Origin of the sequence: Xanthomonas sp. CFBP 8152 (assembly GCF_014199025.1) — a bacterium.
Lineage (GTDB): Bacteria > Pseudomonadota > Gammaproteobacteria > Xanthomonadales > Xanthomonadaceae > Xanthomonas > Xanthomonas arboricola_B.
In genome coordinates, this window is record NZ_JACHNO010000002.1 from 466,743 (window position 1) to 490,418 (window position 23,676).

Below are 23,676 nucleotides of genomic sequence, written 5' to 3' on the forward strand. Positions count from 1 at the left end.
CAGCACCGGCGAGATGCGCGCTCCGCAGCCTGCGGATCGTGCCGTTTCGCACAGAGACGCCCGCCCACTGCGCAATCGCTTTTGAAAGCCGCTTCACACCGGCACCGCAACAAGGAGAACCTCATGCAACGCGAGTACGACTACATCATCATCGGCGCCGGCTCGGCAGGTAACGTGCTGGCCGCGCGCCTGACCGAAGATCCGGGCGTCAGCGTGTTGCTGCTGGAAGCGGGCGGGCCGGACTATCGGCTGGACTTCCGCACCCAGATGCCGGCTGCATTGGCGTTTCCGTTGCAGGGCCGTCGCTACAACTGGGCCTACGAGACCGAGCCGGAGCCGCATATGGACAACCGGCGCATGGAGTGCGGGCGCGGCAAGGGATTGGGCGGCTCGTCCCTGATCAATGGCATGTGCTACATCCGCGGCAATGCCCTGGATTTCGACCATTGGGCCAAGCGGCCCGGCCTGGAAGACTGGAGCTACCGCGATGTGTTGCCGTACTTCCGCAAGGCCGAGACGCGCGACATCGGCGCCAACGCTTATCACGGCGGCGAAGGCCCGGTCAGCGTCGCCACGCCGAAGAACGACAACAACGTGCTGTTCCATGCCATGGTCGATGCCGGTGTGCAGGCCGGTTACCCGCGCACCGACGATCTCAATGGCCATCAGCAGGAAGGTTTCGGGCCGATGGATCGCACGGTGACGCCGCAAGGACGTCGCGCAAGCACCGCGCGCGGCTACCTGGATATGGCGCGTCCGCGCGATGGCCTGCACATCGTCACCCATGCCACCACCGACCGCATCCTGTTTGCCGGCAAGCGCGCGATCGGCGTGCATTACCTGGTCGGCAACAGCAGCGAGGGCATCGACGCACATGCACGCCGCGAAGTGCTGGTGTGCGCTGGCGCAATCGCCTCGCCGCAACTGCTGCAACGCTCGGGTGTCGGCGCGCCCGATCTATTACGCGCGCTCGACGTGCAACTGGTGCACGACCTGCCCGGCGTCGGCCAGAACCTGCAGGACCACCTGGAGGTCTACATCCAGTACGCCTGCACCAAACCGGTATCGTTGTATCCGGCATTGCAATGGTGGAACCAGCCGGCCATCGGTGCGGAGTGGCTGTTTGCCGGCACCGGCACCGGTGCCAGCAACCAGTTCGAGGCCGGCGGTTTCATCCGCACGCGCGAAGAGTTCGACTGGCCCAATATCCAGTATCACTTCCTGCCGGTGGCGATCAATTACAACGGCAGCAATGCGGTGAAGGAACACGGCTTCCAGGCGCATGTGGGCTCGATGCGCACCCCCAGCCGCGGGCGCGTGCATGCCAAGTCGCGCGACCCGCGCCAGCATCCGTCGATCCTGTTCAACTACCAATCCACCGATCAGGACTGGCAGGAATTTCGCGATGCGATCCGCATCACCCGCGAGATCATCGCCCAGCCCGCACTGGACGCCTACCGCGGCCGTGAAATTAGCCCGAGCGCGGACTGCAAGACCGATGCCGAGCTGGACGCCTTCGTGCGCGCCCGCGCAGAGACGGCGTATCACCCGTCCTGCTCCTGCGCGATGGGCACAGATGACATGGCGGTGGTCGACGGACAGGGCCGCGTACACGGCATGGAGGGCCTGCGGGTGATCGACGCATCGATCATGCCGCGCATCATCACCGGCAACCTCAACGCCACCACCATCATGATCGCCGAGAAGATCGCCGACCGCATGCGTGGCCGCACGCCACTGCCGCGCAGCACGGCGGACTACTACGTGGCCGGCGATGCGCCTGTGCGCGGGTGATGCTAGAAAACGCGGTGCGCCGCCTTGGGTCGAGTGCGCGGTGCCCTCACCGCACCAGAGAGTTTGCAGGTTGTTGTTGAAAGCCTGTCTTCTGATCTCGTTGCGTTGCGAAGCTGATCGGATGCGCCATTACCGAACAACGCACGTCCTGCATTGCTTGCAACCATGCACACCGACCATCTCGACGGGTCCTTGCCCGCTCACCGTCGCGGGACCTTACGCGGCATGGATGCCGCGTAAGAGCCTACACGGACGTACTTGCGGCGTGTCCTGCGAGGGTGGGCGGGCAAGGGCCCCGCAGCGAAGTTACAGATCAACCGCTCTGCAATTGATCTATCCGCACTCTCCAAGCACTGCAAGTCAACCGAGATTTCGAGTCGTAGCGCCGTTTAGATGCGATCAAAAGCTTGGTTAGTCGAGTGCGCGGTGCCCTCACCGCTCGCGGGACACGCCGCAGGTACGTCCTTGTAGGCTCGGTGGCGGCATCCATGCCGCCACACGGTCCCGCAATCGGCGAGGACACCGCACTAGAGAGTTTGCAGGTTGTTTATTGAAAGCCTGTCTTCTGATCTCATTGCGCTGCGGAGCTGATCGGATGCGCCATTACCGAACAACGCACGTCCTGCATTGCTTGCAACCATGCACACCGAACAACTCGACTGGTCCTTGCCCGCTCACCGTCGCGGGACCTTACGCGGCATGGATGCCGCGTAAGAGCCTACACGGACGTACTTGCGGCGTGTCCTGTGATGGTGGGCGGGCAAGGGCCCTGCAGCGAAGCTACAGATCAACCGCTCTGCAATTGATCTATCCGCACTCTCCAAGCACTTCAAGACAACCGAGATTTAGAGCCGTAGCGCCGTTTAGATGCGATCAAAAGCTTGGTTAGTCGAGTGCGCGGCGCCCTCACCGCTCGCGGGACACGCCGCAAGTACGTCCTTGTAGGCTCGGTGGCAGCATCCATGCCGCCACACGGTCCCGCAATCGGCGAGGACACCGCACCAGAGAGTTTGCAGGTTGTTGTTGAAAGCCTGTCTTCTGATCTCGTTGCGCTGCGGAGCTGATCGGATGCGCCATTACCGAACAACGCACGTCCTGCATTGCTTGCAACCATGCGCACCGACTAACTCGACTGGTCCTTGCCCGCCCACCGTCGCGGGACCTTACGCGGCATGGATGCCGCGTAAGAGCCTACAAGGACGTACTTGCGGCGTGTCCCGCGAGGGTGGGCGGGCAAGGGCCCTGCAGCAAATCCGCAGATCAGCCGCTCTCCGCTCCACGACTGACACGACGGACTAAAACTTCAAATCCACCCGCGCATACCAGAAGCGCCCACCGGGGATGTCGTAAGTGGAGGCGTCGTAGCCATTGAGGGAGCACGACAGGCAGAGCGGCGGGTCCTTGTCGAAGACGTTGTTCAAGCCGGCCGTGAGCTGCAGCCCCTTGAGCCAATCGGCGCGATAGCCCAGCTGTGCATCGTGGTAGGTGATCGCCTCCAGGCGATTGGTCCCCACTGCAGGATCGGAACACACCGCAAATTCCACTGCATCGCCGCATTGTTCGGTGAGTTTGGAAATGTGGCGCGCGGTCCACGATGCGGTCCAGTTACCCAGCGACCAGTCCAGTACTGCGTTGCTGGTCCATTCGGGGATCGCGCTGTCCACCACTTCGATGCCCGGCCCCTGCGGCTGGCGCTGTCCTGCTGCACCGAGTGCCTCGTAGCGGCCCACGAAGGTGTTCTGCCAGGACACCTTGAAACGGCCAAACGCCGTTTCCGGCAAGGTCCAGAACAGGTCCACATCCCAACCGTCGGTCTTGATCGAACCCAGATTGGTCAGCCGATTGTTGAACGCATTGATGCCGCCGGTGGATGCGCGGCCGATGCCGTTGCAATACAGCGCGTCCAGGGTGTCCACACATAGATCCAGCTGGGTTTGCGCATTGATCGCCTGGATCGCGCCATCCACATGATGACGGTAGAACGTCATTTCCAGATCGAGGCGGTCGGACCAGCTGGCATTGCTGGCAAAGCCAGGGCTGAACACGAAGCCGGCACTGAAGCTGCGCGAACGTTCCGGATCCAGTTGCTCGTTGCCGCCAGTGGTGACCGAGATCTGCTGATTGGCCTGTTGATAGCTGGCCGGCACACCGAGCGCCGCGCAGTTCGCGGCGCTGCCGCGCGGCGCGGTACCGCCTAGCCCGATCGAGCATGGATCGGACAACTGCAGATCGGCGCGCGCCGCCGAACCGAACAGCTCGCCGATGGTTGGCGCACGGAAGCCTTCTGCATAACTGGTGCGCAGCACCAGCTCATCGGTGACCTGCCAACGCAGGCCGTACTTTGGCGTGAACTCGCCGCCGAAGGTGGAGTAATCCGAATAGCGGCCGGCGATATTCAAGTCGAGTTTGTCGCCCAACGACGCGTTGGCGAAGATCGGGATATTGAGTTCGAGATAGGCCTCGTTGACGTCGTAGCTGCCTGACGTCGGCAACGACGGCACACCGTTGTAGCGCCCCGCCACGGTGAGCGGATCGGGTTGGTAGGCACCTTCGTATTTGCGGTATTCGTAGCCGGTGGCGAACGACACCGCACCACCGGGCAGCTGGAACAGCTCGCTGCTCAGATTGGCGGTCAACAGGCTCAACTCGTTCTGGCTGCGGTCGCGCACCACCGGCTGGATCCAGCGCAACATCTCCGGCGTGATGCTGCCGGCGCCGCTGAAGATATCCAGTGGCACGCAGCCGGCCACCGCCGCGCACGCGGCCGGATCGCCCAGGCCGAGGTTGATGTTGTAGAGGTTGTAGCTGCCGTAGTTGGTCTGTTCGGCCTCGTTCTTGCTGTACATGCCGTTGATGTCCCAGAACCAGGTGCGCGCCGCACCTTCGAAGGTGCCCACCAGACCGGTGCCGAAGTACTGCGTGTCGACCTGTTGCTCGAAACGGCGCGCCCCGCCTTCCACCGGTCGGCGGCCGATCTGGATCAGGTTGGTGGCCGAGTTCAACTCGAAGCCGAACGGATTGAACGGATTGAGCGCGGAAATCACGATGTTGTCGGCCAGCGGATTGCCGGTGCCGGCATCGGGGCCGAGAAAGATCGGCTCGGGCGCCGCCTGGTTGGTCGACTCGCGCCGGTTGCCCAGCGCCTTGACGTACCACTGCACGTCGTCGTTGAAGTAATAGCGAAACTGCGCGAATACGCCCTTGCGCTCGGATGGCGTCAGCAACAGGTTCTGTTCTGCAAAGTTGTAGCGGTCCGCGGTGCCGAAACAGTGGTAGTCGTCGCTGCGCGTACAGCCGGCGCTGCCATCGTATTGCGGCGTGCCGACGCCGGCGTTGGGCGTGAGGTTCTGGCGCACGCCGGTATTGGGGTCGACGAACTGGAAACGGCCATCCGGCGTTGCCGAGCTGGCGAAGGTCAGCCCGGTGCCCGGGATCGGAAAGCGGGCCTGCGCGCGGTCGCGTGCGTAGATTGGATCCTGCTTGACGTAGCTGGCGCCCAGAAACAGGCTGAAATCCTCGCCACTGGTGCCCCAGGCCAGGTCCATGCCCTGGTTGGCGCCGTCGCCCTTGCCGTACTGCCCGTAGTTGAGCGTGACCTGCGCACCGTCGAAGCTGCGCCGGGTGATGATGTTGACCACGCCGGCGATCGCATCCGAGCCGTACAACGACGAGGCACCATCTTCGAGCACCTCGATGCGCTCCACGATGGCCAACGGAATGGTGTTGAGATCGGTCGAGGAGCCTACCCCGGAGGCCGAGGATTCGTTGACCCAGCGGATGCCATCGACCAGGACCAGCACGCGCTTGGAGCCGAGATGGCGCAGATCCACCTGCGCCGAGCCGGCGCCCACGCCGCCGCCATCGGGCGGAAAGCCGAAGTTGCCAGACGAGTTGAACTTGGCGTTGAGCGCCGAACCCGACGCGGTGAGTTCCTGCAGCACCTCGCCGATCGAGGTCAGGCCGGTGCGTTCGATGTCGGCGCGGTTGAGCGTCTGGATCGGCACCTGGCCCTGCAATTCTGCGGTCTTGATGCGGGTGCCGGTGACCTGCACGCTGTCGAGCGTGCGCGTACTCGGGGCCGCCGCGGGCTGTTGCGCCCAGGCGAATGCGGGAATCAGACACAACGACAACTGCACGGCCAGGCATGACCGAGGGGAGCCAATCAGACGCTTCATCCTTTCTCTCTCCAGAAGGATTTCCAAGTGTCCGCACGCCCCCGTGCCCTGCGGTCCGCCGCAACTTTTAAACGAAACCTTAACGCGCCGCAAGCCGACCGTTCCGCAGCGAGAAGCAGGTCGCACTACCTGCGCGTCTGCTGCTTTGGCGCGCGCCGGCGATGTGCATATGCACATGCACATCGCTGGCGCACGTCGCTGCCGACAGCGCCGGCAGGCATCGATCCTGCGGGTATTCACTCCGGCACGCAGGCGCGCTTGGGTATCATCGCGCAATGACTTATGCCCCCCGTCTTGCCATTGTTTTCGTCGGCCTGCTGTGCCTTGGCAGCACCACGCTGCATGCCCAAAACCCCGACCCGCAACTGGCCGCCATGCGCGATGCCATCGCTGCCGCAGAGCGCGGCCAGTCCGATGCCGGTCAGCTCGGTGCCCTGAGCCGTCACCCGCTCTATGGCTGGCTGGAATTTGCCACGCTCAAGCGCAACATCGACAACGTCTCCAACTCGCAGGCGCAGGGATTTCTGCAGCGCTATGCAGGCCAACCGGTGGCCGAAAGCTTTCGCAGCACCTGGTTGCCGGCGGTGGCGCGTCGCCAGGACTGGACCACCTTGCTGGCCAACTGGAAGCCCACCGACAATGTCGGCCTGCGCTGCGCGCAGCTGACCGCGCGGCAGGCAACCGGCAAGCTGGATGCCCAGTGGAGCCGCGATGCGTTGACGTTGTGGCGCACCGGCAAGGGCCTGCCCGACGCCTGCGATCCGGTGGTCGCCGGGCTGGAGTCGCGCGGCGAGCTCACTCCGGCACTGCGCTGGGAGCGCGTGGAGGCGGCCGCCGATGCACAACTGCCTGCGGTGATGCGTACCGCCGCACGCGGTCTGCCGGCAGCCGATCTGGCCCTGGCCACCGACTACGCCGCGTTTCTGGACAAGGCGCATCCACGTGCATCGAGCTGGCCCCAGACCGAGCGCAGCCGTCGCATCGCGGTCGATGGCCTGGCCAAGCTGGCCAAGAACGATCCGGACGCAGCCGAGCAGCAATTGCCGCAGCTGGCCACCGCGCTCGGCTTCAGCGAGGCGCAGCGCGGCCAGGTGCTGTACCAGGTCGCGCTGTGGACGGTGGCGTCGTACCTGCCTGATTCGGCGCGTCGCCTCAATGCAGTGCCCGATGCCTCATACGACGAGCGCCTGCACGAATGGCGTGCGCGCGAAGCGATGTCGCGGGGTGACTGGCCGGCGGCATTGGCGGCGATCCGCAAGATGACCGCCACCCAGCGCAGCGATTCGCGCTGGCAATATTTCGAAGCGCGCCTGGCCGAGAAGACCGGCGCTGCCGCTGCCGCACAGCCGCTGTATCGCGCCGCCGCGCAATCGCCGACCTTCCACGGCTTCCTGGCCGCCGATCGCCTGCAGCAGGCTTATCGGCTGTGCCCGTGGGAGCCCAGGGACAACCCGCAGGCCAAGGCCGCCGTCGCGCGTGATCCTGCGCTGGTCCGCGCAATCGCCTTGTTCCAGATCGACCGCACCGGTTGGGCGGTGGCCGAGTGGAACGATGCCGCGAGCCGCTTCGACGACACCCAGCGCCGCCTGGCGGTGCAGGTGGCCGGCGAAAACGGCTGGTTCGATCGCGCAGTGTTCGCGCTCGGCAAGCAGCCGGACGAACAACGCCTGTATGCGTTGCGCTTTCCGCTGCATCACGACGACAGCATTCGCCGCGAAGCAGCCAAGAACGCGATCGACCCGGCCTGGGTGGCCGCAGAGATCCGTGCCGAAAGCATCTTCAATCCACGCGCCCGCTCGCCGGCCAACGCAATGGGCCTGATGCAGGTATTGCCGGGTACCGGCGCGGCCGTGGCCAAGGGTATCGCCCTGCCCGGTTACGCGGGCGCCAACAGCCTGTACGAGCCGGACACCAACATTGCCATCGGCACCGCCTACCTGCGCCAGTTGCTCAATACCTACGGCCTGCCCTACCTCACCATCGCCGCCTACAATGCCGGCCCGGGGCCGACCGGGCGCTGGCAATCGCAACGGCCCAACTTCGAGCCGGACTTCTGGATCGAGACCATCAGCTACAAGGAAACCCGCGAGTACGTCGCGCGCGTGCTGGCATTCAGCGTGATCTACGACTGGCGGCTCAACGGCGACATGCTGCCGCTCAGCGATCGGCTGATGGGCAAGCTGGTGGACAAGCGCTTCAAGCCGGTGTGCACGCCAGGCCAGGCGACCGATAACGCGGCGCAGGACTGAACTCCCAGTCAGCCGCCGAGCATGGCGGCTGGATGAGGTGGTCGTGCTTGCGCGGTTGCGAGTCGTTGTCTCGGCCTGGGGCGCAAGCTAGGCCATGCCGCTCGGATACTTGCCTTTCGTTACGCTCCTAAGCTTCGGGCTTTGAGGCTTCAGACTCACAGGCTCCGAGGCTCTGGGGCCAACCAAGCTTTCCCGTCATTGCGTTGTTCCGGTGCATCGAAGGCTCGGGTCGGCGAGGGCGCGGTGCCCTCACCGCTTGCGGGACACGCCGTGAATCCGTCCGTGGAGACTCGGTGGCGGCATCCATGCCGCCACACGGTCCCGCAACCGGCAAGGACACCGCACCAGAAAGTTGGTCGGCTGCTTTTTTGAAAGCGTGTTGCCCGACCTGCTCTGGGCAGATGAGAGATTTGTGGCTTGCTTGCTGAAAGCCTGCCTGCTGCTTAGGTTGCGACGAGAGGCTGGCCGGACGCACCGTGATCCGAACAATGCACGTCCTGCCCTGCTTGCACGTGCACACCGACCATCTCGACCGGTCCTTGCCCGCCCACCGTCGCTGGACCTTACGCGGCATGGATGCCGCGTAAGAGCCTACAAGGACGTACTTGCGGCGTGTCCTGCGATGGTGGGCGGGCAAGGGCCCTGCAGCAAAGCCACCGTACCCGCTCTACAGTTGATCTATCCGCAAAGCCGTTGATCGTCCACTGTGCCTTGCGGCAAGTCCCGCGATGGTTGGCGGGCAAGGGCTCTATCGCCAAGCCGCAGATCAGTCGCTCTACGACGCACGCACCGCATCGGGCATCATGTCGCGATGAAGATCTATCTCGTTGGCGGCGCAGTCCGCGATGCCCTGCTTGGCCAGCCCGCTGGCGACCGCGACTGGGTGGTGGTCGGTGCCGATCAGGCGCAGATGGAACACCTGGGCTTCAAACCAGTGGGAAAGGATTTCCCGGTGTTCCTGCACCCGCGCAGCGGCGAGGAATATGCGTTGGCGCGTACCGAGCGCAAGTCCGGGCGCGGCTATCGCGGCTTCGTGGTGGATGCCGATCCTTCGGTGACGCTGGAAGAGGATCTGCTGCGTCGCGACTTCACCATCAATGCGATCGCACGCGACGAGGACACCGGCGAGTTGTTCGATCCGTATGGCGGCGCGCGCGATCTGCAGGCACGCGTGCTGCGGCACGTGGGGCCGGCCTTTGTCGAAGATCCCGTGCGCGTGTTGCGCGCTGCCCGCTTCATGGCGCGGCTGGCACCGCTGGGTTTCACTGTCGCGCCAGAGACCGCTGCACTGATGCGCGAGATGGCCGCCAGCGGCGAACTGGACAGCCTGGTGCCCGAACGCGTGTGGCAGGAGCTACGCCGCGTTTTGGAGAGTGCGCGGCCGTCGGCATTTTTGCGCACGCTGCACGACACCGATGCGCTGCGCGTCATCCTGCCCGAGATCGATACGCTGTATGGCGTGCCGCAACGTGCCGAGTTTCATCCGGAAGTGGATACCGGCATCCACCAGGAAATGGTCAGCGACATGGCCGCGCGACTGGCGCCCGGCGATGCGCTGGTGGGCTTTGCCGCACTGACCCACGACCTGGGCAAGGCGCTCACGCCGCCGGAGCAATGGCCACGCCACATCATGCACGAACAACGCGGTGTCGCCCCGCTGCAGGCATTGTGCGAGCGCCTCAAAGTGCCGCAGGATTACCGCCAGCTCGCCATCGCCGCCTGCCGCGAACATCTGAACGTGCACCGCCTGGCCGAACTGCGCGACCGCACCGTGCACGAGCTGCTGGTGCGCTGCGATGCGTTCCGTCGCCCCGAGCGCATCGCGCAACTCGCGCTGGTCTGCGAAGCCGACAAGCGTGGCCGGCTGGGCAGCGAAGACGCCGCGTATCCACAGGGCGAACACCTTAAACGCCTGCATGTCGCTGCGCTAGCCATCAATGCGCGCGACCTGGCTGCAGAAGCCTTGCAAGGCCCGCAGATCGGCGAGGCATTGGCGAAGGCGCGGATTGCGGCGATTGCGGCCGCAAGAAAGGCCGGCACGTAGCCGATGCATCGCGCATACCCTGTCGCTACGCGACAGGGATGTAGCCGTGCCAAGCAAAGCGTTGCTGCAGCGATACTGGCTGGCGAAAGATCCGCCGGCGACCGTCAGCGACTCATTGCAAACGCGAGTCGCCGCCATTGCAACAAGGCGGCTGCCCGAAAGCAGCCGCCCGGCCGACGTCACAGCTTGAAATTCAGGCTCAGCATGAAGGAGCGGCCGTTCTTGTAGATGTAGTACGGCTGGTTCTTGTTGCCGATATAGCTGAAGTAGGTTTCATCCAGCAGATTGGTGGCTTCCAGCGCCACGCGCAGGCGCTCGGTGGCCTGGTAGCCGAACGAGGCATCGACCTGGGTGAATGCATCGGTCATCTGCTGGCCGTTGAGGCGGCCGATCTGGGTGAAGTATTCCGAGCGCCAGCCCAGATTCACCCGCGCGCTCCATTTGCCCTGCTCGTAGTACGGGCTGATGTTGTAGGCGTTGCGCGAGTTGTACGGCAGGCTGTAATCGCCGTCGGTCTTGGAATCGGAATAGGTGTAGTTGGCCACCACGCCGAAGCCGTTGCCGAAGTTGTGCTGCAGGTTGAGCGCAACGCCGCGCACCTTGGCATCGCCAGCGTTGGTCGGCACGGAGGTCTGATAGGTGCTCGAGCCGCCGGTGGCGTTGTTGAAGAACACCCGGTCTTCCACCGTGGTCAGGATGTAGTTGGAGATATCGCGCGAGAAGAACTCGCCGCTGAGCAGGCTGCTGTCGGAGAAGTACCACTCCAGCGATGCGCCCAGGTTGGTGGACTCGTACGGACTCAATCCAGGATTGCCCGTGGACGCGGTGAGGGTGGTGTCGTCGGTGGCCACGTACGGGGTCATGTTGGTGTAGCGCGGCCGTGCGATTACCTTGGAGGCAGCAAAGCGCAGCATCAGATCGTCGCGCAGGTCGTAGGCAATGTTGAAGGACGGCAACCACTTGCCGTAGCTGTTGAGGAAGTTGACTGGCGTATAGCCGCCACCGGGCGCGTAGCTGAAACCATCGGTGGAATCGCGGGTGTGCACGTAACGCACGCCAACGTTGCCGCGATAGCGCTCGCCGGAAAAATTGCCCTGCAGGAACCAGGCGCGGTTCTGTTCTTCGATGCTGTAGTTGCCGGCGTAGCTGATCGGCAAGCCGTCATCGCCTTCCAGGCCACCGATGTACTGGCTGATGGCGCCGCTGTTGATGGTCGACCAGCGCTGCATGTCGGCGCTGGTCGACAAGCCGTCCAGATAGCCCGATGGCGTGGTGCCCGGCGAGAACGTGGCCAGCGTGCTGCCGTCGTTCGGGGTCCAAGTGCGGCTGTAGGAGGACTGCCCGGTGGCGTGATTGGTCAGCTTGATGCCGGTCAGGATCTGCGTGAACGGCCCCCACTCCACCGCATGGTCGACATCCAGCTGCAGGTAGCGCTCCTTGTCGTACTGCGGGCTGTGGCTGGCGGAGGCATTGTTGAGTTGCATCGCCGCCGCGTTGGTAGGGTCGGTGCTGTAGTCCATCGCGGTGCGGCGCCCGTCGATGTCGTAGCTGTAACCGGCGAGATTACGGAACTGGATGCCGTAGATGCGCTCGGCGCCGCCTTGCGAACTGGTATACCCCACCTGGCTGGACGCATTCCAGCCGTCGCCATGCCAGTCGGCGCGCAGATGGATGCTGCCGGTGCTGACATCGCTGTTGCGCAGGTAGCCATCCAGGAATGTGGTGGACTGATCGCCGAAGGTGCCCGAGGTCGCCACGCCGTTCTCGAAGCCCAGCGCCTGCGCATCGCCAGGGTTGGAGCCCCAGTACCCGTAGCGGCTCTGGTTGTAGTTGTCGAAACTTTCCTTGACGTATAGGCCGGTCAGGTTGAGCTCGAAATCGGCATCCGGCTTCCACTGCAATGCAGCGCTGACACCATCGCGTTTGCGCGTCTGCTGAAACAAGGCGGTGTTGATCGAGGTCGGAAACACGCCGGTGTTATTGCCGACCACGGCCGGCGCAAACGCAGCGCCGGCGACATCGTCGTAGCCGAAGATCTCCACGCCATCGCGACGCAGCACGCGCTGCGAATGCATCACCGAGGTGAGGACACCGAACGTTTCATCCTGGTTCTTCCAGCTGTACAGGGCCGACGCATTCGGCTTGCCTTCCCCGGAGCGGTCGTTGTAACCGTAGCTCACCGTGCCGGTCAGGGTATTGCGCTCGAGTTCCAGGGGTTTGCGCGTGTGCACGATCACGGTGCCGCCGATCGAACCTTCGTCGATGCGCGCCTCCGGTGTCTTGTAGACCTCCATCAGGCCGACCACTTCCGGCGCCAGCGTGCTGTAGTTGAACGAGCGGCTGTCCGGGTCGTTGGGATCGCCGCCCCAACTGGTGGAGGCAATGGTCTGGCCATTGAGCAGCACGCGGTTGAGCGCCGGATCGGTGCCGAGGATGCTGACCTTCTCGCCTTCGCCGAACTGCCGGTCCACGGTGATGCCGGACAGGCGCGAGAGCGACTCGGCGACGTTGGTATCGGGGAATTTGCCGATGTCTTCTGCACTGATCGCATCGACGATGGCATCGGCATTGCGCTTGACGTTGAGCGCCTTGCCGAGGCTGGCCTGATAGCCGACGACCTTGACCTCGTCCAGCGTGGACACCGGGGGATTGGTCTGCGCGGGCGGCGGCTGGGCGGGTTCCACGTGCTCCTGCGCAAACGCGGGAAGCACGGTGGCACCCGCGAGGGCGACGCCACCCAGCAGCAGGTGACGGACAGCAACACTCAGTCGCGAGCGAGATGGCGCACGCTCGGCAGCGTTGGCGGAATCACAGGACAACTCACACACACGGACTTGCAGCATTGCGTGGACCTCTTGGCTGATGCGTCGGGTCGCAACCCTCCGGTTGCTTGAGAACGCGCATGGAGCGCGCGCCACACCCGCGATCCGTCCCCCTGTACACCGGACGGCGAGCAGCGTCTTCCCGCGAACCGATGGCGGCATGCGGGGCAAGGCGCCAGGCCGATACATGACCGGCCGGCAACGTCTTTCATGAAGTCGGAGCACGCTCCTGATCGCTGACAACGTTATCAGCGAAGGTGCCTTCCGCACACGGCGCTGTCAACTCAGCCACACAAATAGGCAGTTTCATCCCTGAAACCGCGTCTTGAGTGAAGATGTTGGAATGACAACGCAATCGTGATCGCATTCTGTTGCTGCGATGAGGAGACCACTGCGCGTGGAGGCCTGACGCCACAAGGCTGCGCAGTCGGATGTTGCAATGCAGGGTGTTCTGCAGCCGTCGATGTGGTGCATGCAGGCGCTACTGTTCCGCAGGCAGCATTCGCGCAATGCAGATCGCCTTGCGATGGCGGCAATCGGCGGCTAAGCAAGCCATGGCACCCAAGTCGGTTCCATATTGCTGAAAGCGCACCGGCACCGGTCGATCGTCACAATGTTCAGTGGATGCGCCAGCCCCCTCGAACGGGGTGATCACCTCGAACGGATGCAGGCCTGCGTCCGCAGCCACTGTGCAGCCGCGTCGATCATATCCACCTGCGAGTCAAGCAAGACATCCGGCGGCAGCCGGCCATCGGTACGATGCCCGCTGCGATCCTGCGTGTGGCTACTGGCAATTGCAAGAACAGCGCCGCCAGACAGTTTCACAGAGCGATTGCCGGTGGTCTGGCCAGCGCTTGGCTGACCGAAGCTCAGCGTGTTCGCACGGCCGCGGAAGGAGATCGCGACCATCTCGCCGGCACTCGCCGTCTTCGGGCCGATCAAGACCGCGACCGGGCGATCTGTTTGCAGCGAGGCAATCGCGCGTGCTGAAGATCGTGCCCGCCAGGGCGATTGCTTGCCTGCCGCATCGACAAAGCTGCCGAGCACTGCATCACCCAGTAGCGGATGCAGGCCGTTGATCATTGGCCACATCGTGCCGCCGGTGTTGTTGCGTACATCGACGATCCAGCCACAGCTGGCCTGTGCGGCGGCTTGATCCAGCGCCGTTGCAAGCGATGTCTCGTAAGCACTGCTGACTTCCCTGGAAGACGTCATCAGCCCGGGGACGTCGAGATAGGCGATGCCGGATGACAGCAGACGCGCCTGCATGGTGGGCCGCTGGCGCTGTGCAACGGCTTCCACGGCATGTCGCCTGGAAGGACGCATCAGGAAACTATGGCCGTCATCGAGCTGGGCGATCAATGCATCGATGGCGACATAGGCGTCCACCTCGCGCATGTTTGCGGCCTGCGCACGCAGCTGCGGCTCACGCATGGTCCAGTCGATGCGGGCGCTGTGCAGCGCATGCTTCCGGATCGCGGGGATGGCGACATCCAGGATCGCGCTGGCCGATGCCGCATCGGCCAGCGGCTGCGCAGTCAGACGCAGCTGGCTTGCGTCCAGCGCTCCATCGCCTCGCAGCACGACACCGATGAACACCTTCTGCGCATCCATCGGTACCTGCAGCGCAATGGAGCGGCTTGCACGCGTCGTACCGCCGACCGGATCGGCTTGTGAGCTTTCGAACGCCAGGCGTTTGCCATGCGCATCGTCGGCGCGCATCCATAGCGTAGCGCCCTGCGATGCGTTGGAGGTCGCCAATACACCGGACAACAGCAACGACTGGCCGCGCAAGGAAACCGCGTCCAACGCTGCGGAGGCAGCCCCGAACGGCGCAGTGCGCGCGGCAACTGCGGTCAGACGCAACTGCGCACCTTCACCAGACTGCACGTCGCCTTGCACGGCAGTCAGTTGGTAATCAGTGCCACCGGCAGCCGCGTACCAGTTCGGAATCGCCGCCATCGCATGCACGCTGCACAACAGATTCAGCAGCAGCCACCATCGCATCCATGCGTATTGCATCCGTCACCCGTCGCACGCTGAGGTCGGACGCAACTCTAGCAGCCATTGCATGCGCGGCAAGGCCGTACGCGAGCTGCGACATCCAAGCCGCCGGACGTGGCGACGTGTGGCAACGTGGCCGCAGATCGCGCGCAGCAACCGCAGCGGTTTGACGGCACATGCCGCGTCGCGCAGTCATCGATCCCGCTTGGCGCGGGCGTATGCGCGCCGACCGCTACGCTTACGCGCCCTGCCCGGCCATGCCGTCGTGCGCATGCCGGTCGAGCGGTCGTCACTGGTGCGCGGGCTGCGCGTGGACGGGCTGGGCATGCTGCTGGGCGGCGTGTTCAACGCCTTTCCCGACACTTCGTATTCGCAGAACATCGGCCTGGTCGGTCTGACCGGCGTGGTCAGCCGCTGGGTCTGCGTACTGGCCGGCGCGCTGCTGGTCGTGCTCGGCCTGATTCCCAAACTGGCGATGCTGACCGCCGCGATCCCGCCCAGCGGGCTCGGCGGCGCCGGGCTGGTGATGTTCAGCATGGTCACCGCCAACGGCATCCATACGTTCGGCCAGGTGGACTTCGCCGGCCGGCGCCACAACCTGCTGATCGTCGCGGTCGGCCTGGGTCTGGCGATAGTGCCGGTGACCGCCGAACACTTCTTCGACCATCTGCCGCGCGCCCTGGGCCCGCTGCTGCACAGCGGCATCCTGCTGGGGACGGTGTCGCCGGACACGCAGGCGCTGATGCGCTAGATGGCCGCCGACGGCGAACTCGACACGCTGGTCCCCGAGCGCGTGTGGCAGGAACTGCGGCGGGCGCTGACCTCGACCCAGCCCTCCGCCTTCCTGCGCACGCTGCACGATGCCGGCGCCCTGGGCGCCCTGCTGCCGGAACTGGAGGCGCTGTACGGCGTGCCGCAGCGCGCCGAGTTCCATCCCGAGGTCGACACCGGCCTGCACCAGGAACTGGTCAGCGACATCGCTGCGCGGATCGCGCCCGGCGATGCCTGATCGGCTTCGCCGCGCTCACCCACGACCTCGGCAAGGCGGTGACCCCGCGCGAGCAGTGGCCGCGCCATGTCGTGCACGAGCAGCGCGGCGTGGCGCCGCTGCAATCGCTGTGCGAGCGCCAGAAGGTGCCGCAGGACTACCGCCAGCTCGCCGTCCTGGCGTGTCGCGAGCATCTGAACGTGCGCCGCATCGCCGAACTGCGCGACGCCACCGTGCACGCCCTGCTACTACGCTGCGACGTATTCCGGCGACCGGAGCGCGTCGCGCGGCGGGCGCGCGTCTGCGAGGCGGACAAGCGCGGACGCCTGGGCAGCGAGGACGCCGACTACCCGCAGGCCGCCGAACTCGTGCGGCTGCATGCGGCGGCACTGGCGATCAATGCGCGCGACGCCGGCATCAAACCTCGATTTTCCAGTCCACCCCAGCCTGTTGCTTCCATGTCTCGATCGGCAGCTGTCGAGTAAGCTGATTACCCAGCCCATGCCAGGGCTTCTGGCCAACATAGCCATTGATTCAAGCAAGTGCATTGTCGATTCCCGGCAGTTGAATTCATGAACGCACAAGACCTGGACGAGCCGGGCCTTGTGAGCGGCAATGTCGGTTGTGCCGATCAGTGAGCGAAAGAATCACCGCAGTTCCTGCCGGTAGCCGCCAGCTCGCTGTCAAGATGCGCAAACTGCTCATCGCTGCGCCTGATCCCGAAGAATGTCAGTATTCGGCGATCTATCGTTTTGAAACATGCCGAAAGAACAGTGCCACGGCTGAAGGATTTCCCTATATCCTGATTGATCCTGAAAAAAATCTGCCGACTCCGCCAGTCGATAAAAGTCACTGACACTGCCTCGAATCCAAAGCGTTTTCGCACGTAAGGATAAGCTGCCTTGAAGAAGCTCTCCTTTACCGAGAAAATCAAAGTGAATACCGCGTCTTGAGTCTCTCCCTTCGCCTCGCCCTGTCCTAACAATGGAGTCTCATCCCCATTGACGACCAGTTCCTCAATGTTTCTCCTGATCTCCGGCGCGACAATGTCTTCAACGTCAATGCCAATCGCACGGAAATTCCGCGCATTCGCCGTCATTGCTATGGAATACCCCTGGCAATGACTGATTGAACCGGTAACTTCGCTCGGCCAAAGAGGCATACGCCCTTCTCCAATACCGATCAGATCACGATCACGGGCGGGACTCCATGCCGCAATCGAGCGATGTGCGCAATAACGACCGGCCACGAATTCCGACTTGCGCTTGACAACGGCTTTATCGATAAAAGCGCCATAAGCAGCTCCGATCTCTGCGATCAGGTGCGGCGCATAGTGTGCGCTGTCGAATCCTGTCTTGAAAATGGATAGTCCCGGGTCAAACCAGGAGACATAACCAGGATCGATCAGGAATTCATCCATTCAGAAGCTCCTGAAGACGCGCCATCGCGCGCTGTTCGCCAGGCGCATCACGACAGGATCTACGCGCAAAACCGGCAGTTCATCGACTGCGCCACTCAGCCGCAGCCTGCTGCGCCTTCCACATCGCATCGTATCGGCCAGCGCTGGCCAACAGGTCCCGATGCTGGCCCTGCTCCACCAGCCGGCCGCCCTCTACCACCAGGATGCGGTCGGCGCCGGCGATGGTGGACAGGCGGTGGGCGATCACGATCACCGTCCTGTCGCGCACCAGTGCGTCGATGGCCCGCTGCACCGCCAGCTCGCTCTCGGTGTCCAGCGCGGCGGTGGGCTCGTCCAGAACCACGATCGGCGCGTCCTTGAGCAGCGCCCGGGCGATCGAGATGCGCTGGCGCTCGCCGCCGGAAAGCCGATCGCCGATCTCGCCCAGCCGCGTGTTCCAACCCTGCGACAGGCGCTCAATGAAATCCAGACACTGTGCGGCCCGGGCGGCGGCGCGCACCTGTGCATCATCCGCATCCGGGCGCCCGATGCGGATGTTGGCCAGCACCGTGTCATCGAACAGATGGACGTCCTGAAACACCACCGACACCAGCCCGTTCAACATCTCCGGCTGCATGCGGCGGATATCGACGCCGCCGATCGTGATGCTCCCCGCCTGGGGATCGGCATGGCGCAGCAGCAGACGGGCCACGGTGGTCTTGCCGGAGCCGGATGGACCCACCAGCGCCGTCATGGCCTGCGCGGGCAGCGTCGCTGTGAAATCCGCCAGCGCGGCGCTGCCGGCGGCATCGGCGTACTGGAAGCAGACCCCCTCGAAGCGAACGGCGAAGTGATCCGGGACCGTGTGCGGCGACTGCACGGGTAGCGCGGGGATGGCCATCAGCGCCTCGATCCGCTCCAGCGCAGCCTCCATCATCTCCAGCACCATGGTGTAGCTGACCAGCGTCGCCATCGGTTCGGACAGGCGCACCACGATCACCATGACCGCCGCCACCGCTGCGGGATGCAGCGTCCCCGACACCACCCAGCCGGTCGCCGCAACGACGATCGCCAGCAGCCCCAGCTCGACCAGACTGGCGGTGACCACCGATGGCCGCACGCCCTGGCGGTGAGCGGCGGTCTGGATCTGCCGCAGGCGCTCGAAGCCTGCGTGCAGCAGCGTCACCCGCCCGCGCTGCTGGCAGGCTGCGCGCAGCGCGGACAGGCCCTGGGTGTACTCGACGAGATCGGCATTGCAGCGCCAGTGCGCAGCGTTCAGCTGGCGCATGTCACGGGCGAACGCCGGACGGCGCCAGCGGTGCAGCAGCCACAGCACCGGCAACACCGCCAGCAGTAGCGCCCCCAGGCGCAGGTCGAACGCCAGCACCGCCAGCGCAAGCGCCAACGGGGCGACGGTGGCCATCAGAATCAGGTTGGCGATGGCCACGAGATAGTTGAGCTGTTCGTCCACATTGCCCAGCAGCAGCGCGTTCATCTCCCCGGAGCGCTTTTCGCGCAGCCGCTCCAGCGGCATGCGGCGCAGCTGCTCGCCCAGTTGCAGGCGCAGCGCATGGGTGGCCCGGGCCAGCCGACCGCCGTACTCGAAGTCCTGCGCACGCCAGCGCAGCGCCGTGGCCCCTCCGGCCAGCACCGTCATGGCGGCGAGCCATCGCAGCCCCCGGGCCGGATCCGGCGCCGGAAACACGGCCGCCAACAGCGGGAACACGCAGGCCAGCGCCAGTCCCTGCAGCATCGCAGCTGCGGCGAGCCCCGCCAGGCAACGCCGCAGCGCCGGCGCGTGCGCCCCCATCACCGCCAGCAGCCGGCCCCAGGCCGTGCGGGTGGAGGCCAGCCAGCCGGAGGGCGGCCGCGGCAATCGCCGCCCCGCGCTCACGCGCCTGCCTCGGTCGAGTGATCGGCCGACTGCGCACCGGACGGATGTGACCCGCGCAGGGCCCAGCGCTGCGCCTGCGCGTGGTGGGCCCAAAGCCGCGCATAGACGCCACCGGCGGAAGCCAGCGCCGTGTGCTGTCCGGATTCGACCAGCCGTCCGCGCTCGAACACCAGGATCTGGTCCGCGTCGCGTACCGTGGCCAGGCGGTGCGCCACGATCAGCACCGTCTTGCCGCGCATCAGCGCAGACAGGGCGGTCAGCAATGCGAGTTCGTTTTCCGGATCCGCGAACGCGGTCGGCTCGTCCAGCACCAGAATCGGCCGGTTCTGCAGGATCGCGCGGGCGACCGCGATGCGCTGCCGCTGCCCGCCCGAGAGCGCCGCGCCGCGTTCCCCCACTGGGGTGTCGTACCCCTGCGGCAGCGCCTGGATGAACGCATGCGCCTGGGCGGCGGTGGCGGCCGCGACCACCGCGACCAGGTCCGCATCCGGCGCGCCCAGACGGATGTTGTCGGCCACCGTGCCGGCAAACAGGAAGGTGTCCTGGAACACGAACCCGACCTGAGCCATCAGCACCTCCATCGGCAACGCGCGCACATCCACGCCGCCGATGCTCACCCGCCCTTCCAGCACGTCCCAGAAGCGCGGGATCAGACGGGCCGCGGTGGTCTTGCCGGCGCCCGAGGGGCCAACCAGCGCGGTGACGGTGCCGGGTTCGGCGCGGAAGCTCACCCCGCTCAATGCCAGTCGCTCGGGCGTGTCCCCCACATGGCAGGCACGTTGTGGCCCTTGCGCATAGCCGAAGCTGACGTTCTCGAACACCACTCCAGCATCCGTCGGCGGGGTGACGCACACGGCCGGCACCGGCTGGATGGGCAATGCCAGCACGTCCTGGATGCGCGCCGCGCTCAGCTGGGCCTTCGCCACCATCTGGCGCAGCATCATCATCGGCATCATCGCCTCGGCCATACCGGCGCCCAGCAACAAGGCGCCCACCCAGATACCGAAATCGAGCTCGCCGCGCACCAGCAGCCACGCGCCCATCCACAGCAGCAAGAGCAGTGTTGGCAGCGGGTTCAACACGGCGAAGGAAAAGCGCGCCGAGAATCCCGCCTGGCGGTACCAGAGCGTGAGCACGTCGAAATACCCGTCCAGTGCCTGCCGGTAGCGGCCGAAGGTCGATTGGCCGGTGTCGAAGCTGCGCACCACCGGCATCGCCTGCACGAACTCGATCACCGCCGCACTCACCCGTTCGCGGGCCTGGTTGTAACGCCGGCCAATATCGGCCCCGCCCCGCAGCGCCAGCGCCAACACGCCGAACCCCAGTGCCAACGGCGTCGCTGCGGCCAGCGCCAGCCGCCAGTCGAGCCACAGCAGCGCGATGCCGGCGCAGGCAGGCATCACGAAGGCCCGCGCATACAGCGGCGTACTATCGGCGACGAACACGTGCAAGGCCTTGACGTCATCGTGCAGCACCTTCGACAGCGCCGCCGCCCCCCAGCGCTGGATCTCGCCCAACGGCACGCGCGTCAGGTGCTCGGCCATTTGCTGCCGTAACAATGCCTCCAGGCGGAAGGCGGCGGCATGGGACTGGTTGAACCCGGACAGGCGCATCGCATAGCCGCCTACCACGCACACCAGCGCAACCAGCAGCGGGGCCACCGGCCAGCGGCCCTCCTCGGCAAGTTGGCGTGCCGCCTGCACCAGCGCCAGCAGCGACCCCAGATTCAGCAGCGCGGCGACGGCGGCCTGGCACATCGCCAGCCGGATCCGGCCGCGCACCGGCTGCATGATGCGCCAGGCAAACGGCTCGCCGCCTGCCGGCAGATGCGGGGACGGCGCGGCCGCGGACGACGAACCGGCGCTGTCGTCTGCGCTGCCTGCCGTCCTAGAAGTCATGCCGGACGCCGACGCCCAGCGTGCGCCCGCGCGCGGGCGCTCCCACGTAGGTGGGCACGGCCGGCGCGAACCCGTACAGGTCGTACTGCTCGTCGAGCAGGTTGCTGCCGAACACGTAGATCTCGGTGCCGCCGGAGGCGACGCCGACCCGCATGTCCAGCTTCTGGTACTTGTCCAGATCGAAGTGGTTCTGCGCATCGGCCGCACGCGCGCCGACGTACCCGTAGTCGAGCCGGGCATTCAGGACCGGCGCGGAGAGCCAGCCGACCGCAGACAGCGGCCGGGTATAGGCCGCACCCACGGTACCGCCCCACCTTGGCACGTCGGGCGAACGGCTGCCCTTGCGGATATCGCCGCCGGGCACGCCCTTCACGTTGCTGGTGATCTCGGCGTCGATGAAACTCAGCCCGCCCGACAACGAAAATCCCTCGCCCAGCCGCCAGGTCCCCTGCAGTTCGGCACCCTGGCTGCGCGTGTCCGCATTCACCGTGGAGGTGGAGAGCGTCGCCGGATCGAAGCCCATCAGATGATCGTCCCTGACGCGCGTGGAGAACAGCGCCGCATCCAGCATGAAGCGACTGTCGGCCGACTCGGTCTTGATGCCGACCTCGATCGCGTTGGAAGACGCCGGCTTGAACGGCACGCTGTCGGCCACCTGGGTCGGGAAGTCGCCGATGCCACCCGATTCGTAGCCCCGCGACACTGCGCTGTACAGGTTGGTGGTCGGCGTCAGCGCGTAGGACAGCGCCACTCGTCCGGTGGAATAGTCGTCGCGCAGTCTGCGGTAGTCGGCCACCATTCCGGCGTAGAGCGCATCGTACGACTTGTGGTCCCAGGTATGGCGCAGGCCGCCGGTCAGCTTGAGCACGTCGGTGAGCGGCCAGGTGACTTCGCCGTACACGGCGTGGCTATCGGTCTGGTAGTCCCGGTCCATGGTTTGATTGCTGCCGATGTACAGCTGATCGAAACTGCGCTGCGCGCGCGACAGGTTCACCCCGGTCACCCAGAACACCGACGCGCCCGGCAGCGAGGTCCAGCGCAGGTCCTGGCTGAGCGTGTTGCCGTCCATCCGGCTGTGCTGCATGTTCTCTGCCGGCACGCCGAACATGGCCTGCATCGCGCGGGCGTCGTAACCGCCCACGAAGTCGGTATCGAACCTGGTGTAACCGGTCACCGAGGTCAGCCGCCCCACCGGCAGATCGTGATTGACGGTGGCCGCATAGCGCTCCACCGTCTTGCTGTTGTCGTCGTACAGGCCCGGGGTGACGTCCATGGCCGGCTGTCTGTCATACGGCCGCAGTACCGCCAGGCCGGGGCTGCGCCTGGCGTCCTCGCGATCGGCAGTGAACAGCAGGTTGGTGCCGGCGCGGTTTTCCCATAGCACGCTGCCGCGGAACATCAGGCTGCGCGGCCTGGACAGCGGCTCGCCGGTGCGTGCGTTGTCCACCCAGTGGTCCGAGCCGCTGTTGCGGATTGCAAAACGCCCGCTGAGTGCCTCCGACAGCGGACCGCTGACGACGGCTTCCTGCAGATGCTGGCCTTCCTGACCAATCTCGCCGCGCACGTAAGCCTGCAGATCGCGGGTAGGCTTGTAGGTGATGACATTGATCGCGCCGGCCCGGCTGTTGCTGCCGAACAACGTGCCCTGCGGGCCCTTGAGTATCTCCACGCGCGCGACGTCCAGCGTGCCCAGCGACATGTTGCGCATGGACAGGGGCACGCCGTCGATCGACAGCGCCACCGCGCCATCGTCGGTGCTGACCGGATTGATCGAGCCGGTGCCACGGATAAGCACGTTCGCACTGTGCGGCGAGCCATCGCTCCAGAGGTTCACTCCGGGCGTGGCGCGCAGTGCATCCTCCAGCGTGAGCTGACGGCGGATTTCGAGCTCATCGCCGCCGATCACGCCGATGCCGAAAGGAATATCCTTGGCGTGCTCTGCTGCAAGGCGCGCCGTTACGGTCATCCCTTCCAGCTCCGTCACCTGTCCGTCCACCGGGAGGCTGGCATCTGCCGAGGCAGCGTCGGAGGATCGATCCGACACCATGTCTCGCGCAGCCGACACGCCGGGCGCAACGGCCAGCGCAGCCAGCAGCGCCAGGGTCAAGGGATTCAGCGGTTGGAGACGGACTGGCGGCTTCTGCGCGACGGACGGGTGCTGCACGGACGGGGCTCCTGGGCGGATGAAAGCAAACGGATGCGTGTTCGGTCCCGCACGCTGCCCCGGCAACACCTGCCGACAGCAGTACGAAGAACGTTGAAACAGATATGTCATGTGATGCTGCGCCCGCTGATTCCTTAACCAAGCCGAAGCGACCGTTGTCACACCTCTTCAACAGTTAACGATAATGATTCTTATTTTTCGCACCACCCGGATCGGTTCACACTTCATCCGGATCCGCACCGTCC

Annotated in this window: 10 protein-coding genes and 2 pseudogenes; 5 read left to right on the plus strand and 7 right to left on the minus strand. The window is 65.3% G+C overall.

Annotated features, from left to right (window positions below; all coding sequences use genetic code 11):
* The first annotated feature begins 123 nt into the window (after positions 1-123).
* Positions 124-1,794: a choline dehydrogenase gene (betA, locus tag FHT09_RS09755; protein WP_104606798.1), complete on the plus strand. Its 1,671-nt coding sequence runs from the start codon at positions 124-126 to the stop codon at positions 1,792-1,794.
* A gap of 1,295 nt (positions 1,795-3,089) precedes the next feature.
* Here betA and FHT09_RS09760 read toward each other — a convergent pair.
* A complete protein-coding gene (locus tag FHT09_RS09760; protein ID WP_104607316.1) occupies positions 3,090-5,969 on the minus strand; it encodes a TonB-dependent receptor in 2,880 nt (959 codons plus the stop codon).
* Positions 5,970-6,244: 275 nt separating this feature from the next.
* Here FHT09_RS09760 and FHT09_RS09765 point away from each other — a divergent pair, with 275 nt between their 5' ends.
* Positions 6,245-8,218 (plus strand): transglycosylase SLT domain-containing protein, encoded by a 1,974-nt coding sequence (locus FHT09_RS09765; RefSeq protein ID WP_181141457.1) that lies wholly within the window; start codon positions 6,245-6,247, stop codon positions 8,216-8,218.
* Positions 8,219-9,029: 811 nt separating this feature from the next.
* On the plus strand, positions 9,030-10,262 hold the full coding sequence (locus FHT09_RS09770) for a multifunctional CCA addition/repair protein (RefSeq protein WP_104607314.1): 1,233 nt from the start codon (positions 9,030-9,032) through the stop codon (positions 10,260-10,262).
* Positions 10,263-10,441: 179 nt separating this feature from the next.
* Here FHT09_RS09770 and FHT09_RS09775 read toward each other — a convergent pair whose 3' ends face one another.
* Together FHT09_RS09775 and FHT09_RS09780 are read right to left on the minus strand one after the other, a co-directional pair.
* Positions 10,442-13,105, minus strand: coding sequence for a TonB-dependent receptor (locus tag FHT09_RS09775; RefSeq protein ID WP_258077288.1), 2,664 nt, complete (start codon positions 13,103-13,105; stop codon positions 10,442-10,444).
* A 630-nt stretch (positions 13,106-13,735) separates the two neighbouring features.
* Complete coding sequence (locus FHT09_RS09780; protein ID WP_258077287.1) at positions 13,736-15,091, minus strand: S41 family peptidase; 1,356 nt, start codon at positions 15,089-15,091, stop codon at positions 13,736-13,738.
* A gap of 268 nt (positions 15,092-15,359) precedes the next feature.
* On the opposite strand from FHT09_RS09780, the pseudogene FHT09_RS20235 reads away from it, so the two are divergent.
* Together FHT09_RS20235 and FHT09_RS20240 are read left to right on the plus strand one after the other, a co-directional pair.
* Positions 15,360-15,722, plus strand: a pseudogene (locus FHT09_RS20235) (solute carrier family 23 protein); the annotation flags it as partial.
* Positions 15,723-15,803: 81 nt separating this feature from the next.
* Positions 15,804-16,486, plus strand: a pseudogene (locus FHT09_RS20240) (HD domain-containing protein); the annotation flags it as partial.
* A 221-nt stretch (positions 16,487-16,707) separates the two neighbouring features.
* Here the strand turns inward: FHT09_RS20240 and FHT09_RS09800 are convergent.
* The 4 genes from FHT09_RS09800 to FHT09_RS09815 form a co-directional block, all read right to left on the minus strand.
* A complete protein-coding gene (locus FHT09_RS09800) occupies positions 16,708-17,496 on the minus strand; it encodes a 4'-phosphopantetheinyl transferase superfamily protein (protein ID WP_104607310.1) in 789 nt (262 codons plus the stop codon).
* Between the two features lie 79 nt (positions 17,497-17,575).
* Positions 17,576-19,369, minus strand: a complete 1,794-nt coding sequence (locus FHT09_RS20440; RefSeq protein ID WP_258077286.1) for an ABC transporter ATP-binding protein — start codon at positions 19,367-19,369, stop codon at positions 17,576-17,578.
* Positions 19,366-21,267 (minus strand): ABC transporter ATP-binding protein, encoded by a 1,902-nt coding sequence (locus tag FHT09_RS09810; RefSeq protein WP_258077285.1) that lies wholly within the window; start codon positions 21,265-21,267, stop codon positions 19,366-19,368. Before FHT09_RS09810 ends, FHT09_RS20440 begins: the two co-directional genes overlap by 4 nt.
* A complete protein-coding gene (locus tag FHT09_RS09815) occupies positions 21,257-23,431 on the minus strand; it encodes a TonB-dependent receptor (RefSeq protein WP_219843000.1) in 2,175 nt (724 codons plus the stop codon). The genes FHT09_RS09810 and FHT09_RS09815 overlap by 11 nt, the downstream gene beginning before the upstream one ends.
* Between the last annotated feature and the right edge of the window lie 245 nt (positions 23,432-23,676).

Excerpts from the sequence above, each read along its gene's own strand:
- betA (WP_104606798.1), top strand. The coding sequence starts at position 124 with ATGCAACGCGAGTACGACTACATCATCATCGGCGCCGGCTCGGCAGGT.
- FHT09_RS09760 (WP_104607316.1), bottom strand. The coding sequence starts at position 5,969 with ATGAAGCGTCTGATTGGCTCCCCTCGGTCATGCCTGGCCGTGCAGTTG.
- FHT09_RS09765 (WP_181141457.1), top strand. The coding sequence starts at position 6,245 with ATGACTTATGCCCCCCGTCTTGCCATTGTTTTCGTCGGCCTGCTGTGC.
- FHT09_RS09770 (WP_104607314.1), top strand. The coding sequence starts at position 9,030 with ATGAAGATCTATCTCGTTGGCGGCGCAGTCCGCGATGCCCTGCTTGGC.
- FHT09_RS09775 (WP_258077288.1), bottom strand. The coding sequence starts at position 13,105 with ATGCTGCAAGTCCGTGTGTGTGAGTTGTCCTGTGATTCCGCCAACGCT.
- FHT09_RS09780 (WP_258077287.1), bottom strand. The coding sequence starts at position 15,091 with ATGCGATGGTGGCTGCTGCTGAATCTGTTGTGCAGCGTGCATGCGATG.
- FHT09_RS09800 (WP_104607310.1), bottom strand. The coding sequence starts at position 17,496 with ATGGATGAATTCCTGATCGATCCTGGTTATGTCTCCTGGTTTGACCCG.
- FHT09_RS09810 (WP_258077285.1), bottom strand. The coding sequence starts at position 21,267 with ATGACTTCTAGGACGGCAGGCAGCGCAGACGACAGCGCCGGTTCGTCG.